The sequence below is a fragment of the Chitinophaga sp. S165 genome, assembly GCF_003182155.1.
Taxonomy (GTDB): Bacteria; Bacteroidota; Bacteroidia; order Chitinophagales; family Chitinophagaceae; genus Chitinophaga.
This window is the reverse complement of sequence record NZ_QGTG01000001.1, coordinates 1,604,290-1,622,824: the sequence shown is the minus strand read 5'-3', so window position 1 is coordinate 1,622,824 and position 18,535 is coordinate 1,604,290. Positions and strand designations below refer to the sequence as shown.

The following is an 18,535-nucleotide window of genomic DNA, read 5'->3' as shown; positions in this document are numbered from 1 at the left end:
AATATGAAAGGATATAGAATATTATTGACAGGGCTGTTACTATGTGCGTTGATGCCCCTGAAAGCGCAGATCACATTTGCCTTTATGCCGGAGATCCAAGGGCGTACACTGGAGAATATTTATAAAGTGAGGATGGGAAATCCCGCCGGCCGGCAAACAGTTAACCTTGTTATCAATGTTACGGAAGCGAAATCCGGTGCAGTAGTAACGATCCGTACGAATGCATTTGAATTGATGCCTGGTATGAATACTGTGCCTCCTGGTGCTGTATATAATTCCGGCGTATCGTTTGGCGCAAGCAAAATAGCCACGGTAGTGAAGCAGAGCGGATTTTTCCCGGAGGGAGACTATGACTACTGTTTCCAGTTATACGAGGGCAACAACCATAACAGCACACTGCTTGATGAGCAATGTTTCAGCTATAATCTGCAGCCGTTCAGCGCTATGCAATTGATCCAGCCTTACGATGCTGAGAAGTTGTGCGATAAACGCCCGACCTTCTCCTGGCAACCATTGATCCCCGCTGTCAACGGTGTGATGTACCGTTTGCTGCTGGTAGAAGTGAAAGGAGATCAGCAACGTGCGGAAGCATTGAGAATGAATCTGGCGATTATCAACCAGCGCCAGATCCCGATGCCGATGTTATTATATCCTTCACTGGCTAATGAGCTGGTGGAAGGTAAGAAATATGCGTGGCAGGTATCTGCTTACAAAAACGATCTGCTGCTGGCAGAATCAGAAATGTGGGATTTCACTGTAGAGTGTGAGAAAGCGCCTGTAGATCCGACACCGGAGGCTTTCAGGAACCTGGAAGATCTGACAAAAGGAAACTTCTACATCGCCCGCGGACAAGTACTGTTTGCCTTTAATAATACCTATGCGGAAGCAGACCTGAAATATAGTATTCAGTGTCTGACAAAACCTGACCAGCAGTTGAAGAAATTGCCGAAGGTTAAAGTTGCCAGAGGACAGAACCAGGTAGTGATCGACCTGTCCGGCAAGAGCGGTTTTGTAGACGGTTATTTCTACATTATGGATGTAAAACTGCCGTCAGGGGAACAGAAACAATTGCGATTTATTTACAAACAACCTGAAGAGTGATGAAGCGAGTTATATACGGATTGATGGCGCTTGTACTATGTGCATGCGGTGCTGGAAAAAAGGAAGTCATGCAGTCTGTAAAAGATAATGAATTGTTACAGGAGAAAACGGTGAATGACTATGTGTTCCTGTTGCAGTATATGCCGCATCAGAAGATCTCGGAAGATACCGCATTGTCATATTTCCGCCTGAATATATCCAATACGACAGGAGTACCATTAAAAGGATCTGACGATAAAGCTTTCTGCTATGGACTTGATACGCTTTTCGCCGTTGTGAATGGTACTGATACTATTACTCCGCTGGATATAAACCGTATCGCTAATGGCACTATAAACGGAGCGGAATACATGCTTGTATTTGATAAGCAGACGTTGTACGCACAGCCACAGTGCAGGTTGTTGTTTAAGGACTGGTTGTTCACCCAGCAATTAATTTCCTTTCCCATGTCAGGGAAGGCTATTGCCCACATTGATTCTTTAAGTCTGAATATATGATGATCAGAAATGCGCGTACCCGTGTACGGATCGCTTGTTTTTTTCTTGCTTTGTTAATTATCCAAGGGTTGATACCATCTGTTTCCTGGGCATTGACTTCGGGTCCAGCGCAACCGGAAACAAAGAAATTCATGCAGGCAGGTACCAGTGATATGGTTGATTTGTCTACAGGAGATTTTAAATACAATATACCGTTATTGGATATTGATGGTTATCCTGTTAACCTTAACTACCAGTCAGGCGCGGGCATGGATGATGAAGCCAGCTGGGTGGGACTTGGCTGGAGCCTGAATACAGGTGCTATTAACCGTCAGATCCGCGGGGTAGCGGACGATAGCTACGGTGATACTGTTTTGACCGAGAATGATATGAAACGGAAAGTAACCGTGGGAGGTACCGTAAATGTAAGAGGGGAGATCTTTGGTAACGGTCTCGGTGGTACGGTATCCGTTGGTATTTTTAGCGATAATTACACGGGTATCGGTGCTGAAGTGGGATTGAATATCGGACAGAAGCTGACTGACGGTAACAGTAGTTCGTTGACACTGGGATTAGGTATTAACTCTAATACATCAGAGGGCGTTACGTTCTCTCCGTCACTTTCCTTAAGTGGCCAGATGAGCGACAGGCAGGGTGCCGGAGGCGGACTGTCAATCAATGCTTCTTACAACTCCAGGGAGGGACTGAAGGGCCTGACACTGGGGGCAAGTTTCAATGCGCTTGATATAACAAGTAGTTTCAGTTTTAATACGCCTACATTCTATCCGAAGCCGGCTATGACCTTTAAGTCCTCGAATACTACTTTCAGCGCCGATTTCGGGCCTGGGGCATTCGGTGGCTATCTTGGTTACGGTATAAAGGGATATATGTCAAAGCGGACGGTTAACAATGCGCTGCAAGCAAATAGGGCATATGGATTTATGTACGCTGAGAATGGTAAGTTCAGGGATGATGTGCTGACAGATTTTATGAGGGAAAAAGAGGCAGCTGTTGTACCCAAAATGCAAATGCTGCCGTTGCCTGTAGCTACGCCGGATATATTTTCCTACACCAGCCAGACAGGGAGCGGTCAGTTCAAAGCTGTTCGCCATAGTACAGGCGCTTTCTATGACAGTAAAACCACTGACTATTCAGATAACGCTTCCATAAGTTACGAATATGGTTCCGGTGGGATCTTTCACACAGGGATCTCTGTATATCTGCAGGATATTACTACCGCAAGCGGTAGATGGCATACAGACAATTTCTTTCTGCCCAATGGCGATTTCTCCAAAACAGAAAGTTTAGGCGAGGAACAGGTTTATTTCAAACAGACTGGAGAAAAGGGAATGGAAGACCCCACCTTTGTAAACAGGATCCAGGGCGAAGAGGCCGTGAGAGTTCCCCTGAACGGAAAAACAGCTATGCCTCAGTTAAAAGCAGATGGTAAGTCTGCCGTTGGAAATACTGAATTACTTAAAAAGAATGGCCGTCAACTGAGACAGTCCCCGATAACTTACCTCACAGCCGAACAGGCAGCAGAGATAGGCCTTGAGAAGAGGATCCGTTCTTATAAAGTAAATGATGTGCATACATTTTCGCCGGCAGGGTGTGCCGAGGGAGGAACTGTGACGTTTGAATCCCGGTCGAATGGGCACAGGAAACCGAAGCATATATCGGAGATAACAGTGAATGAGACAGATGGTAAAAGACTGGTTTATGGTATACCTGTATATAATAAAAGTCAGACGGAGTATACTTATTCAGCCGACGCTTCCGAGGCTAGCGCAGAGCAGAAGGAACAAGGTCTTATTCCCATTAAAAAAACCGGCGATAAGATTAATTATAAACCTACTACCCGTGGTGTGGAATTCACTGATCAGTATTTTCACAGGGAGAAGCAGCCAGGTTACGCAACATCTTATCTGCTGACAGGCATTTTGTCTCCGGACTACATTGACGTAAAAGGTGATGGTATCACTGATGATGATCGTGGTACCGCAATCAGGTTTAAATATTCCAAAATAGACGACGGAACGGATAATGCAGATAAATATGACTACAGGTGGCGTACGCCCGCGAGGAAAGACATGGCGCAGTTCAATCCCGGACTAGCGGCTGATCCTGCAGATGATAAAGCCTCCTTTGTATTCGGTGAGAAGGAGCTGTGGTATTTACATTCAATAGAATCCAAAACAAAAGTTGCGTATTTCATTACCGATGTGAGGGATGATGCACTGGGGCTGGATTCTATGGGGAACAAAGAAACGAGAATAAAACAGCGGGTTTTAAAAGAGATAAGACTGTACTCGAAGAGCGATCTGACCAGACCGATCAAGACGGTGAAGCTGGAACATGACTATACATCCCTATGTAAGAATGTTCTTAATACGAAAGACGAAGGGCAGGGGAAACTTACGCTGAAATCATTATACTTCACGTATGGTACTTCAACTAAGGGAGAAAGTCATAAATATACATTCGGTTATAATGCAGTAAATCCTGACTACGCCGAGAGGTCAACTGACAGGTGGGGCACGTATAAAGGCAGGGGAGACAATGCTGTGGATGGCATGGGGAATTTAAAAAATGATCTGTATCCATATTCGTTGCAGGATAAAACAAAAGCGGATGCAAACGCTGGAGCGTGGCAATTGTCAGAAATAGGCTTGCCGACAGGAGGAAAGATAAACGTGCAATATGAATCAGATGATTACGCCTTTGTGCAGGATAAGCGTGCAGCTACGATGCAAGGCATCTATGCCATGTATAAAGAGAAATTCAGGGACCAGGATCCCTATGTACAAACCTCCAACCTGCTTGAAGCGAAGTATTTTGAGATACAACTGCCTAAAGCTGAAGGGACTGACCTGAAGGCCGATCTTCCTAAGAATGACGCAGATTTTATCAACAGGTTTCTGGGAGGAAGTCAGTATATGTATGTCAAAATGTTTGTTTGTATGTCAGACATTGTTGACTCCGATCTCGATGCTTCCTATGATTTCGTACCGTGTTATGTGAAGTTCAAAAAAGCTTTGCGTGTTGATAATACCAATAGACGTGTGTTGGTTGAATTTGAAGATGATGTGGACGACCAGATAAAAGTAAATCCGATTGCAAGCGCTGCATGGCAGCGCATGAGGGTTGACTACCCGATATATGCATATCCTGGTTATAAGAACAGGATCGGACCTGACAGGCCGATAGCTGCCGCCATTGGCGCGCTGGCTAATTCCGTTAAGAACCTGTCAGAGATCTTGGAAAACTTTAATGAACGGGCTTTCCGTAAGAATTTTGCTTTTAAGGTGAAATTGGATAAGAGCTTTGCCCGCTTGGGAAAAGCTAACGGACATAAAAGAGGCGGCGGTGCACGTGTTAAAAGAATAAAACTGTCTGATGAATGGAATACAATGACGGGTGGCGAAGCAGGCGCCAGCTATGGACAGGAGTATGACTATACCATCACTGATGGTAAACAGACGATCAGTAGTGGTGTTGCGGCATATGAACCTTCAGTAGGTGGTGATGAAAATATGATGAGACAGCCTGTGATATATGAGCAACGTGCAGGGGTTGGGCTTAACAACGTCTTTTATCAGGAAGAGCCTGCGGGAGAGTCATTCTATCCTGCTCCATCCGTTGTTTACCGCGAAGTGAAAGTGCGTAACCTGAATGAAAATGGCGTTGCTGATCCTAATAATAAAACGGGATGGCTGTCATATGAGTTTTATACGGCAAAAGAATTCCCGGTAATAGTTGATAGAACTGAACTTGAAAAGAACAAACATCAACCATTCCCCTGGCTTTTATTTTTTGGCGGTAGGTCTGTATCTGAACTTACGATGTCGCAAGGCTATTCCATTGTTGTGAACGACATGCATGGTAAGCCCAAAGCAGAAAGGATCTTTAATCAGTCCGGACAGGAGATCTCTTCTACGGAGTATCAATATGCGGCCACGGAAGAAGGTCAACACCTGCGCCTGAATAATAAGGTGGATGTAGTTGATGCTGCTGGTGTTATTACCAAAGATCAGGTAATCGGCCGTGAGATCGAGATGTTCGCAGACATGCGGGAATCTGAAACCAGGAACATCGGTAAGAACATTAATCCAGGTATTGACGTATTCGCAATCGGCATCTTCACCATACCGCTATTGCATGGACCTATAGTGAAAAATGAGGATTATAGATTATTCCGTTCATCCTGTCTGACGAAAGTTGTTCAGTATTATGGAGTGGTAAAAGGCGTCATTAAGAAGGTGAACGGTGCGTCGACAACCGCAAGTAATGTGTTGTTTGACAAGTATACTGGCCAGCCGGTGTTGGTTCAGGGAGAGAATGAATTTAAGGACCCTGTTTATACATTAACGGTTCCGGCATACTGGATCTATAATAAGATGGGGCTTTCTTATCAGAATCTGGGTATGATCCTTGAGAACTTCGATGTGGATGATAATGCTGTACCATTGGAGCAATTTAAACCCTATCTGACGGCAGGGGATGAGTTAATCGATGTTGCTGACCATACTACTCGTGCCTGGGTTGTATCTACAGCACTGAATGGAACAGGAGAGAAGGCATTGCGCGTGATCGATGAGGATGGTAGGCTGAAGAAATCGCTAAGCGGTACTATGAGAGTTTACCGGTCGGGATATCGTAACCAACTCGGAGCTGCTGCGACGACGATCACTAGTCTTACAAACCCTGTTGTAGATAATAAGTTGAAATTTATCAGCAATGTAGATCTGTCGGGCGATAAGATCATTAATGCGACAGCAGTATTATTTGATGAAGCTTGGGGCCAGGCAGCAGATTGTAACTACAAAACATGTCCTGAGGGCTTCGAAGAGCGTTTAGATGGGTTGTGTTATAAAACTGCACCGGTAAATCCAAACTTTAAATATAGCATCCGTTTTCCTGGTATATCACCAGCCTATGGCAAGCAAGGCGCACATTTCTATAACTTCGGCGACCCCAATAGAATTGGTGAAAGTAGCGCTGAATATTGGAAAAAAAGGCTGGACAACATTGGGATCTGGTTGGATGGATTGCCTGGTAACCGTTGGTGGGGCGCAGAAAAAATGGTGAACCTGACGACAGACCAGGACGTATTTATAGGTCATGCCGGTACAAAGAGAGTAAGAATCTGGATCGATGATCTGAAGTTCGTTGAATACGCACCGGAATTTGATGTACAAATTTACGAAATATGGCACCTGGTAAAGTACCGTATGACAGCGGGCAAACACCGGATTCGTGTTGAAGCCTGGGCAGATAACGACGGTATGACTGTTGGCGCGGAAATATATACCACCGACATGAATACGTTAGCAGTTGGGTCAGAGACGGCGATTAAACCTGCCACTATCTTTTCAACAGCCGACCTTAAAGGCGATCCATACGTATACCTGTATGAACTGGATGAAAGTGGTAATCCGGCAATTGGTAATTATGTCTGTCCGGACGGTGAAAGGATCAGTGTAATGAACGGGTATCCGGATTGTGGTTCTCGTGAGAAAGGATCATGTCCTCCGGGCTATGAAAAAAGTGCAGATGGACAAATGTGTATACCTATCGGCACAGAGAACACTGATGCCGGGTTAGTACTTAAAGACGCAACAGATTTGCCTGAATATTCTCAGGAGGGAGCAACATTTTATGATGAAAATAATAATGTGGTTGCAGTGGAGAAATCTCCATTCTGGGGAACCAATAATTGTACCGGTTCCGGTGGCAGCAGGACTACTTCTTCCTTCAGTAATCTGGGCTTGCCCGGTACTACAATAATGCATACCGATACGGGAGATGTCGTTAAGTATACATCATCCACTTCGACATCAAAGTCTGTAACGGCTTTAGCTTCGTCATCCGGAGGTTGTGGAAGATTGAATGCATCGGGAGTATGGTTAAGTAGGGATTATACAAACAAATGGATTGGATTCAATAGCTGTTTGTCGGCGCCGGAGAGTAAGACGTACTATATAGGAATGGGAGTGGACAACCAGATGCGCGTGTATATTGATGGTAAGCTATGGAAAGAAATACTGTCAGATGGAACCAACACAGAGTCATTTGTAAAATGGAAAGTATTTCCTTGTTATTTGCCGGCGGGTAATCATATTATTACTATTGAAGCAATGGAAATAGGAACACACGGTGTTTCATGGTCAGTCGGGCTTGAGGTGTATAACAATACCCTGGCGGAGTTGAGAAATGGTAATGTAAATATTATTTACAGCACGGGCAACTTAGTGAATGGAAAACCGAAGGATACCTATGTAAAGAATGCTGCCGGAGTGATTGAGATACGCCGTTATCCATGTCCGCCTACCTTGATGGATCTCTGTGGAGACAATCTGGGATGTACTCCGATAGCTATCACGTCATCAATTAACCCATATCTGACAGGGTTCCTTGGAAACTGGTTACCATATAAACAGATGGCATGGTTATCCAGCCGTTCAGGGCAGGAATTGCTTACAACATCTAAAGGAAGCACCAATGTCCGCCAGGGAGGTTACTTTAAGAACTTTAAAGCCTTCTGGATATATAACAATGGCTGGAGTATGTCAGGAGACAATGATTGGGTGACAGCTACTACAAGCACGCTCTATGACAAGTATTCACAGGAGCTGGAGAATAAAGACGCCCTAAATCATTATAGCTCAGCCAAATATGGATTCAGGTCTGCATTGCCGGTTGCTGTAGGTGTGAACGCTCGCCAACGTGAGATCTTCTATGATGGTTTTGACGACTATCAGTTTAACAATAATAAGTGCGATGATAGACCTTGCGAGCCGGATGAATTCAGTATTCAAAAGATAGTAGGCACCAATTACGAAGCTAAGCTAAGTGCGGATGATGCCCATAGTGGTAATCATAGCTACAGACTATCGGAGAAGCTTGACCTGAAGACCTACCTTTTCAGGTATGAGCATGCTCCTGGTATTTATCTGAATATCAACAAACTTGGTGAATACTATCGCAATACACAGGAATGGCTGGGCTTGAGAGGATTCTGTCCTGTCAATGACCGTAAGTATGTGTTCTCTGTTTGGGTAAAAGACGGCAGTCCGACAACTTCATCAGTGAATATAACGCTGAAGGTGAACGGCCAAAATGTAGAGCTGGTAAATAAGGCGATAGTGGAAGGCTGGAAGCTGATAGAAGGCGAGATAAATTTCTCAACTAATGCGCCTGCCGGCGACGTCGTTCAGGTACCTGTTGTACTGGAGGGAACCGGTTCGGGCATACTGATAGATGATATCCGGATATTCCCGTTTGATGGTCAGCTTAAGACATATACTTATGACGATCACACGATGAGAGTAATGGCCGAAATGGACGAGAACAACTACGCCACTTTCTATGAGTATGACGATGAAGGCTCGCTCGTACGCGTTAAAAAAGAAACAGAGCGAGGTATAATGACCATTAAGGAAAGCCGATCCGCTTACCTTAAAAAAACTAATTAGTAATTATCCTGTACCATGAAAATGAATACCAGATATATAAAGATCGTTGTACCTGTAGTGGCCATTCTGGCTACTGCAGGTGCTTTTGCCGGCATCCCTGCATTGCGTGAACGTTTTGTTACTTCGCCAGTAAAACAGGAGACGCTTACAACGGAAGCATTTGTGAAAAAGGATATTTCCAAGCAGGATAAAGCTATTCTGAAAGAATTGACTGATATGTTGCACAGCATGGATACCCTGACTGCACTTACTATTACCGGAACCGTGAATGTGAACGATCAGGCAGACAGTACAAGCAGTATGTCTACCATGTTTACATACACAAGGCAGGGAAAGGAAGGATATTATCGTATCGGTGATAATGAAGTGGCAGCATTAAATGATGCATATATCGTTGTTGCCAATGATGTAAAGAAGATCTTCATCTCACCTGTTAAGTCTTTGCCTAACCCGGTAAAACTGCCGGCGACGGATGAAGTTGGTCTGTTAGGGAATGAGGGGTATACTATTTCCCGTAAAACTTCAGATGGATTAACTGAAATCGCCCTGCTGAACAATAAACACATTAGCTGCAGAGAATACCGTCTTTCATATGATAGCACAGGAAGGATCTACCAGGTGAATATGCGTTTATCTGAACCTTCAGATATGGTGGACCTGCAGAAGGACAAGCTGATAAACGTAACAGTAACCAGCTGGTCGTCTACAACATCCCGCAAGGATTTGATCAAGATGGACAGATACGTCACTATTAAGAATGGGGTCGCTGTACCATCCGGCTTATTTAGCGGCTATGATGTAATCAATGATCTCTAATGTTAACCTCATAATGTTAAAAATGAATATGCGTTCCATTTACGCGAAAGTGTCAATAATGAAGGTCGTAGTACTGTCGGTTGGGCTTCTGGCATCACTGCAGTTGAAGGCCTTTAATACAATAGAGCGGTATCAGAACCAGCTGCAGGGGGCTATTAAGAAGGGTGATGTGCTGACAGTGAAGGATGAAAAGTTCGAAAGTAGCTACGATTGGAGTAAGATACACAACGCGTCAGTAAATAATCTGATCAAATTTAGTTTATACCGCGAGTCAGGAGTAGTGTTGGACAAGGCTTTTAGCTGTGAGGTTGATCTGAAAGTAGAGTACTGGCCACAGCCTAATCAGGACCCTCTTGTATTAAACGAACATTTAAAATTAAAGATTGACTATAATCTGACGCCGGGGACACCCTACCAGGACGCTGCGACGTACAGTTTTATGAGCGGCTACAGGGTTAGGATAACTGTTAATGATATAACGAGTGCTGAATTGGGCACCGATCTTCCTGCCACTTTCCAGATCAACAGTCAGGTGATTGTAGAGCGTTCTTATGATCTGGATGCCAGCGAAAAACTGGCGGCAACTGTTATCTGGCCAGAACCGCAAACGACGACGTCGCCGGAGGTTTCCCTCATCTGGAATAAGATAACAGGCGCGGAAGAGTATGACCTGGAATGGACATTTATCGATGAACTGTCTGAAAATGGGAAGAAATTGGATGCAACAGGAACATCGACTGATGTTAATGTGCTGAAGCAGATGTTTAGAAATAATGCAACGCGTGTGACAGTACAGCGGGAGGAGTTCAAGATATCGCTTGTACATTATTCGAAATACCTGATCCTTCGAATGCGGTCGGTGAGATATGATGATAAAGGTATCAGGCTTGAAGAACCGTGGCAATATGACCAGAAGAACCCGGGTGATAATGTTCCCGTCCGTGCGGTGATCACCCTTGCGAACGAATGGCATCAGAATAATCTGAATTGGCAGTATGACGCTGTATATTCGGAAGATGGGAAGAAGAAAGAGGTGGTGAATTATTTTGACGGTACACTTCGTAATCGTCAGACGGTGAGCGTAAATAACGCGGATAAAAAGGCGGTTGTACAGGAAACGATCTATGATGAGTTTGGACGTCCGTTAGCGAAAATATTACCGTCTCCTGAGAATGAGTCCATCCTGAAATATTACGGTAGCCTGCATAAGAAGGATGCGACGACGGATTATACATTCCGTGATGTATATGGTGATGCCGGTGCATGTATCGGTAGCCCCAAACCGCTGGCATCCATAGCAGGTGCAGGTAGATATTATTCACCTAATAACCAGTTCAAGTCGCTGGCCACAGAAAATAAGTATATACCGGATGCAGAGGGTTATCCATTCGCAGTGACGCGGTATACACCAGATAACACCAATCGCGTGAGTGTGCAGGGAGGAGTGGGCAAGCTGTTCCAGCCAGGCGTGGACCAGAGCGTAAGTAAAGCGAGTCGCTATTATTATTCTGAACCGCAGTCCTGGGAGTTGAACCGCATGTTCGGTAATGATGTTGGTTTTGCAGATCATTATCTGAAAAATATGGTCATTGATGGTAATGGTCAGATGAGTATCACTTATCTGGATGCCTCAGGCAGAACGATCGCTACAGCACTGGCTGGAGAGTCACCGGACAATGTTGACCCCTTGCCGTCTAAACCGGTGGCAAAAGAGATAACGGAAGTAGTACTGGAGCCAGCGCAGTTCCGTTTTGATGAGTCTAAATTAAAGATTTATGCTACCGGAACACATATGCAGACGGTTCCTGGTCCGGTGCGTATTCACTATAATATCGACAGGCTGATAAAAACTTACGCGGAAAATGGTGTGACCATTTGCAGTAACTGTTATTACGAAATGGATGTGCTGATAACAGACGATTGTAACCGTGTTTTATATAAGACGACTGAACCGTTACCTGTTGGTAGCGCTATCAGCAACTGTAATAATGGTGGCGCAGCTACAGGAGAGATCAACGCGAACTTCGACCTGGTAGGTGTTTACTATGTTAATTTCGAATTAAGACTAACAGAAGCAGCACTACTTTCATATACGGAAGATTATATCAGGAAGAACACGAATCTAAAATCAGAGTGGTCATTTATAAATGATGCGCTGTTGGGCAAGGATTTTCTATCCTGTTTTAATGATTGTGCAACTTGTAAAGCGTCTCTGGGCGACCTGACAACTTTCACCTCGCGGATCAAAGCGCAGTTAACGGCAAATGGAGTAGATGTTTCAACTAATGATCAGACGATAACCGATTGGATCAATGGTTTGTATGCGTCATTGGCTAGCCAGTGTGCCGCACTTCGAGCATCCTGTGTGACGTCACCTTGTGAAGAGCTGTCGAATTTAATGAAGCAGGACGTAAGTCCAGGGGGGCAGTATGCTTTGTTTGATGCAGCAGGTAATGCATTGGAGAAAGATATCAATGTACTATACTTGAACTGGCGTAAAACAGGTCGTTTCCCGGTGCTGGCATCTGATAATGCGTTGTATATCGAGGAGCGGATAGAACTGCCGGATGGTAAGTTCACGTCTCCATATGATGTGAACTTTACGCTTGCGATGCTTGTCCAGTATTGGAAACCAGAATGGGCGACGAGATTTTTACCAGATCATCCGGAGTATTGTGCGTTGCAATTCTGTAATGATAACAGCAATTATCTGAAATGGGACGAGCAGGTAAGAACAATAGGAGAAACGATAGCTGACATTCCGCAGGCAGTGCCAGGAGGTGTTTATAGTGAGAGTGATCCTTTGTGGCTGGTCAATAAGGATCCCTTCTTCCTCAGTGGTGGTAAGGGTCATGGCTATTATAATGAGGTAGTAGCAGACCTGAATGATTACACCCGTACGCAACCTTATCTTAAGGCGAAGAACTTTACGGCAAAGACCTTGCCGCAGTTCGTTAGCTTCATGTTATACTGTAGTAATAAAGATGGTAATACCAATCAGACGCCATCAGAAGATACGTGGAACAATTGTGCACGTGTTGAAAGCTGTCGTGAGCGGGAGCTTGAGTGGGCGATGTTCCGTGACAGGTATTTTGAGTTAAAGGAGAAGTACTATACCGCACTACGGAATACAAGCCAGTATTGTGGATCGATCTGTCAGGTAGGAACACCGGTAAGGTTTCCGAATGGCAACTGTATAGATAAGTCGAAATTTGTGATAGAACGTGGGGAAGGAGGATTGCCAAATGAAACCCTTCAGTACAAAGTGTCTTACCAGGGCCTGGCGTTAGACAGGGCTATAACTGTTGGGGTCTATTATCCTGCGGAGTATAGCAGTGTATCTCCAGCGCCTACAGTACAGATACCGGCCGGTCAGACATCGGCGGTGTTTTATGTATGGAAGAACGTTCCTGCATCGATGATAGTAGTAAGAAGTACTGATTGTGCGTTACCTCCATCAGGTGATCCAGTTTTCGTATGCAAGCCCTTTGATGTACTCAAAGATGATTTCTCAGGCAGCTGGTTTAATGACGATTTAACACAAAAGGCAAGCATTTTTGTTAATTACAACGGTACTCCGTTACTGCCAGGGATGTTTATCACGGCAATGTTGTATCGTATGGTAGATGGGGTGTACGTGTCAACACAGACAATTACAGCATCTTCTACGGAAAACCGTTGGACATTCAATGATATAAGTGGTCCGGTAAGTGGTGTGAAATTTGAGGTACTAAGCTGTGATGATATACCGAATACCCCTCCAACGCCGGCATGTAATCCAGCGTATGTAACGAAAATATCACGTGCGGGCAATCTTGCATATGAAATGCCAGATGTCAGCACAGATCCAGCAACGCTGAATACCTTATCGGCAGCGCAGCTGGCCATACAGGTAAATGCTAATTGTGAGGCGCAGGCGGATAACTGGATGCAGCAGATGGAAGAGTGTCTGGTGCAGGCTATACATTGCAGTAACCCTGATGACCTGGAGCATTGTGCCAAGAGAAACCAGCTTCGTGCAAAGCTGATAGAAGTATGTAAATTAGGCGGTGATGTAAGTCATCCAATGGGGGCTAGTACGTTGCCATCAGGCAAGGCTACCGCAGAAGGCTACAAATCATTTGATGACGTGATCACAGGCGTGTTAGGCGTATCAGTTACAGATCTGAAATGTAACAGTTACCTGTTGGATGCACCGGCACCTTATGAGACTAAACAACAACTGACGTCTGTGATCATCAGCAGCACCAACGCCGCTGTTTGTGCGAAGCTGACAACGTTACAGAATGAGTTTACAGCAGCCGGCGGCCAGGGCCAGTTCTATGACTATCTGAAAACAAGATATGGAGCTGCAATGGATATTAGCAGTGCCGAGCTTCAGATGTTACAGATGGGTTGTACCAATTGCCGCTATCTGTTGGCTAAGCCTGTAAAACTGCCTGTATTTTTGGATCCTCCGGCAAAAGGCTGTATCACGGAAAATGAGTATGCAGCAGGTAAAACGGCACTGACCACAAGAATGGGCGTAGCGTTTATTCCTGGCGTCCAGAACTACGAGACCATTTTCGTTAATTATATGAATAGCCGTTTCGGCTTTACCTTATCGTACGGCGGATATCTTGCTTATGAGAAGGAGCTGGTGGTACATCCTGATGCGTTATTATGTAATCGTCCTGTTTACAGCAGTCAACAGCCGGATCAGTACCAGTGTATGATGGATGTACTGGAAGATGCGGTGATCGCAGGCCGGACATCATATCTGGAGTACATAGAGGAGATCAAACGTCAGTTCCGCAAGGACTATATAGCTTATTGCGGAGCAAACAGACCAAAGGTGCTGTTAACGACACTTCAACAGATCTATCATTATACATTATACTATTATGATCAGGCGGGTAATCTGGTGCGTACGGTACCACCAGAGGGTGTACACCTGTTAGACGATGGTCTGAGTGGTCAGGCAGATCTGATGCGTAAAACTACTCCTTCTACCTGTACCTATAATGGCGTGACAGTAAGCGCTGATAAAAATGAGGCATATCAGAAACTGAGCCCATTGTTTACGACAACAAGTTCTCAGTCGATGGAGATGTGGTTGTCGGCTGCCAACGGTGGCCAGGTAACAGCAACCTTGCCAGGCAAGAACATTATGTTTAATGCGTGCCTTGCAGGTCCGTTCCTGAACTTTGATGTATACAATATCATACCATCATCAGATGGTAAAGACGCAGACATCGTATTAACGGGTCATACCGTTGCCGATATGAGGCAGATGTTACCGTTACCACAGTGGACACACGTAGTGATCCAGGGTGCAGGTTTGAACCAGGGCGGTCTTACTGTGTATGTGAATGGAAAGCGTTGTCCTGTGGGTCCGTTGTCAGAGATCACTCCTTGTTTATGGGAGATGAGTACCGCATCAGCGGGTGTTAATGTACCAGAAAATCTGACAGCGCTGAAGCATCTACGTCTTTACAACCGTTTATTGACGGCCAGTGAGATAGCGGCTAATGCGGCGGAGACTTGTATGGATATCAGTCCTGCATACGCCACAACGCTTGCGCCTCCTGTGAGGACGTATTGGGGCAGATTTAATATTCCGGAAGCAGGGGCGCCTGGAACAATAGGCGGCACGACAAACGAGACGCGTTATACTCCTGTATATCCGGAGCATACGCTGACTACGTCTTATGCTTATCAGTCTTTGAATAAGGTAGAGGCGCAGAATACACCTGATGGTGGTATGAACCGTTTCTGGTATGATCGTTTAGGACGCATAGTGGCATCCCAGAATGCGGAACAGAAAGAGCCGATCGCTGACGGCGGAATTGTTGGTCGGTATAGTTATAGTATTTACGACGATCAGAACCGTATTATTGAAACAGGAGAAAAAGCTAAAGGGACAGCTGATCTTTCAATTGTGCCTTTCTTAAGTGCGGCTGAAGTGACAGATTTTATATCAGTAGGTGGCAGGTACAAGCGAGGCTACACCCATTATGATGTACCTTTGAGTGGTCCAATCGGACTTTTGCAGACGAATCTGCGTAATCGGATTTCCTGGGTAGAAAGTAGCTCAAGAATCGGAGGAGGGCCGGCTGCTGCTGGTGTAAAGACATACTATAGTTATGATCAGATTGGAAATGTAAAGTCACTCTGGCAATATATACCATACCCGGGGTTTACTGCTGCTAAACGAATTGATTACAAATATGATCTGGTGAGTGGAAAAGTAGATAAACTGCGTTACCAGGTGGGAGAGGCTGATCAGTTCCTGTATGCTTATGAGTATGATTCAGAGAATCGTGTTACAAAAGCGTCCAGTGGTACGAAAACTACAGTGCCTGGAGGATGGGAAATATTAGATCCTCATACAGATGCTGTTTATAGGTATTATTTGCATGGCCCGTTGGCAAGGACAGAACTTGGAGACAAGCAATTGGTACAGGGAATAGATTATTCCTATACTTTGCAGGGATGGTTGAAAGGGGTAAATGGTAATTTCCTTCAGGCGGACAGGGACATGGGGCTGGACGGTGTTACTGGAAGTGAGCGTTTTGGGGTTGGCCGCGATGCATACGCTTATTCACTGGATTATTATAACGGCGATTATAAGTCTATCGGAGGTACAGATGCCATTTCTTTCAGACTTAGCTGGTTGGCTGGTCAGAAAACAGAGGTAGGAAGTGATTTGTTCAATGGAAATATTAGTCGAACAACGATCGCCTTGAAAAATGTTAATGAACCTAGCCCTGTTGGTTATAGCTATCGTTATGATCAGTTAAATCGCTTAAAGGCAATGCGTCAGCATCCGATAAACATAGCCGCTTTCACCTGGCGTGCGGGAACGGCTCAGAAAGCTTTCATGGAAGATGTTACATATGATGGAAACGGTAATATTTTAACTTACGGACGTAATGGTAGTAAGACCACTACCAACAGTACGGTTAGAGACATGGATGACCTTTCATATGTTTATAGCCGTGATGCCGCTGGTAACTTATTGAATAATCGTTTACAACAGGTTGATGATAAGGTGACAACTTCACCATACGCTGCGGATCTGAAAAATGGTCAATCGGCGGGTAACTATAAATACGATAATATAGGAAATCTCCTCAGTGATGATCAGGAGCAGATTAGCAAAATCGCCTGGAATTATTCAGGTAAAATTGAAAGCGTAGAGAGTAGTGATCCGGCAAATCCATATACATTGAACTACTTCTATGATGCCAATGGGAATAGAGCGGTGAAATCCTTCAAGGCTGGGGTAGGTCCCGGCTTTTACGCTAAACCGACTTTTTATGTACGCGATGCTCAAGGGAATGTCCTCGCAACATATGATAGTGATGCAAATGGAGTTATACGCTGGAAAGAACAATATTTGTACGGCAGCAGTAGGTTGGGTGCATGGAATCCGGAAATGCTAATGGTGGCTGGAGCGAATAGTGATCCAAACTGGTCAATGAAAGGTAATAGAAGCTATGAATTAACAAATCACTTAGGTAACGTATTGGCAACTATTTCAGACAAACGTGTGGAATCAGTTGTTAGCGGTGCTGTAGATCATTATGAAGCGGAGGTGTTAAGTGCACAGGATTATTATCCTTTTGGTATGTTGCAACCGGATAGGCAGTGGCGGTTGCCGAATCAGTCTTATCGTTATGGGTTTAATGGGAAGGAGAATGATAATGAGGTGAAGGGAGAGGGCAATCAGCAGGATTATGGGATGCGGGTGTATGATCCGAGATTAGGGAAGTTTTTGAGTGTGGATCCATTGACACAGGAATATCCATGGTATACTCCATATCAGTTCGCAGGCAACAAGCCAATAAAATATGTGGATAGAGATGGCGAGGAAGAGTCTGATCCCGATACAGGGTTTGACAAAGCATTACCTAAAATTAGGAAAGCGTATATTCAAAAAATTAACAATATGCCTGAAAATCAACGTGGGTCTTTTTCAAGCTCGTTGTCAACTGCTGTAAATCGCTTCTATATGTTTTCTTATAGTGGCAGAGCTATGTCTGCGCGATTGTTAGGAAGATGGATGGAAGGAAAAGGAGGATATGATATATTAAGCTATAAATATCTATCCTCTACATTTTCATTCGGTGTCTTTAAGCATAATATTTATTCCGTGGAAAAATCAGTGAAGAGTTCAATTTTGGACTACGCTAAAAAGCTTACACAACCGGGATCATATGAGAAATCATATTACAGCTTTGTGAATTACCAACAAGGAGGAGCGATATTATCTGACATGGGAACGGCAATGGGTTCATATAATATTTATGCAGTAGGAAATTTCATAATTAATGTGGATAAGAATGGGAAAAAAGAGGTTTTTGGAGATATTTATTATACTTTCGCGGACAAATATCAATGGAAACCCGGCCGTGGTAAAAATATTTATGAAGAGGTGGACCACGATACAATGCTTGAGTTGGAGAAAATTGGTGCAAAACCATTTTATTTAAGAGCTTATTTCCAAGCATCATATAGAGGGAACGAAAAAGGGCTTGAACAAGTAACCGACATGCAAGACACAAGGTACGATATATATGGTTTGCCAAGACCCAATATGGAACCACGCGCAGGAAATGGATATGCTCTTCCGAATGATGCAAAAAAGGTATCCGATTATAGAGGTGAATAATTATTAAATAC

Annotated in this window: 5 protein-coding genes; all 5 read left to right on the top strand. The window is 44.4% G+C overall.

The window, feature by feature from the left end:
* Positions 1 to 3: 3 nt before the first annotated feature.
* The 5 genes from C7475_RS05850 to C7475_RS05830 are packed head-to-tail and all read left to right on the top strand — an operon-like array spanning position 4 to position 18,524.
* Entirely contained in the window at positions 4 to 1,101 is a 1,098-nt protein-coding gene (locus C7475_RS05850) for a DUF928 domain-containing protein (RefSeq protein ID WP_146217485.1), read from the top strand.
* On the top strand, positions 1,101 to 1,598 hold the full coding sequence (locus C7475_RS05845) for a hypothetical protein (RefSeq protein ID WP_146217484.1): 498 nt from the start codon (positions 1,101 to 1,103) through the stop codon (positions 1,596 to 1,598). The genes C7475_RS05850 and C7475_RS05845 overlap by 1 nt, the downstream gene beginning before the upstream one ends.
* Complete coding sequence (locus C7475_RS05840) at positions 1,595 to 9,052, top strand: hypothetical protein (RefSeq protein ID WP_110052143.1); 7,458 nt, start codon at positions 1,595 to 1,597, stop codon at positions 9,050 to 9,052. The genes C7475_RS05845 and C7475_RS05840 overlap by 4 nt, the downstream gene beginning before the upstream one ends.
* Positions 9,053 to 9,067: 15 nt before the next feature.
* Positions 9,068 to 9,868: a hypothetical protein gene (locus C7475_RS05835; protein WP_110052141.1), complete on the top strand. Its 801-nt coding sequence runs from the start codon at positions 9,068 to 9,070 to the stop codon at positions 9,866 to 9,868.
* 28 nt (positions 9,869 to 9,896) lie between these two features.
* On the top strand, positions 9,897 to 18,524 hold the full coding sequence (locus tag C7475_RS05830) for an RHS repeat-associated core domain-containing protein (RefSeq protein ID WP_146217483.1): 8,628 nt from the start codon (positions 9,897 to 9,899) through the stop codon (positions 18,522 to 18,524).
* Positions 18,525 to 18,535 lie beyond the last annotated feature (11 nt).

What these genes read in the sequence shown, in the direction of transcription:
- C7475_RS05850 (WP_146217485.1), top strand. Translation starts at nt 4, where the DNA reads ATGAAAGGATATAGAATATTATTGACAGGGCTGTTACTATGTGCGTTG.
- C7475_RS05845 (WP_146217484.1), top strand. Translation starts at nt 1,101, where the DNA reads ATGAAGCGAGTTATATACGGATTGATGGCGCTTGTACTATGTGCATGC.
- C7475_RS05840 (WP_110052143.1), top strand. Translation starts at nt 1,595, where the DNA reads ATGATGATCAGAAATGCGCGTACCCGTGTACGGATCGCTTGTTTTTTT.
- C7475_RS05835 (WP_110052141.1), top strand. Translation starts at nt 9,068, where the DNA reads ATGAAAATGAATACCAGATATATAAAGATCGTTGTACCTGTAGTGGCC.
- C7475_RS05830 (WP_146217483.1), top strand. Translation starts at nt 9,897, where the DNA reads ATGCGTTCCATTTACGCGAAAGTGTCAATAATGAAGGTCGTAGTACTG.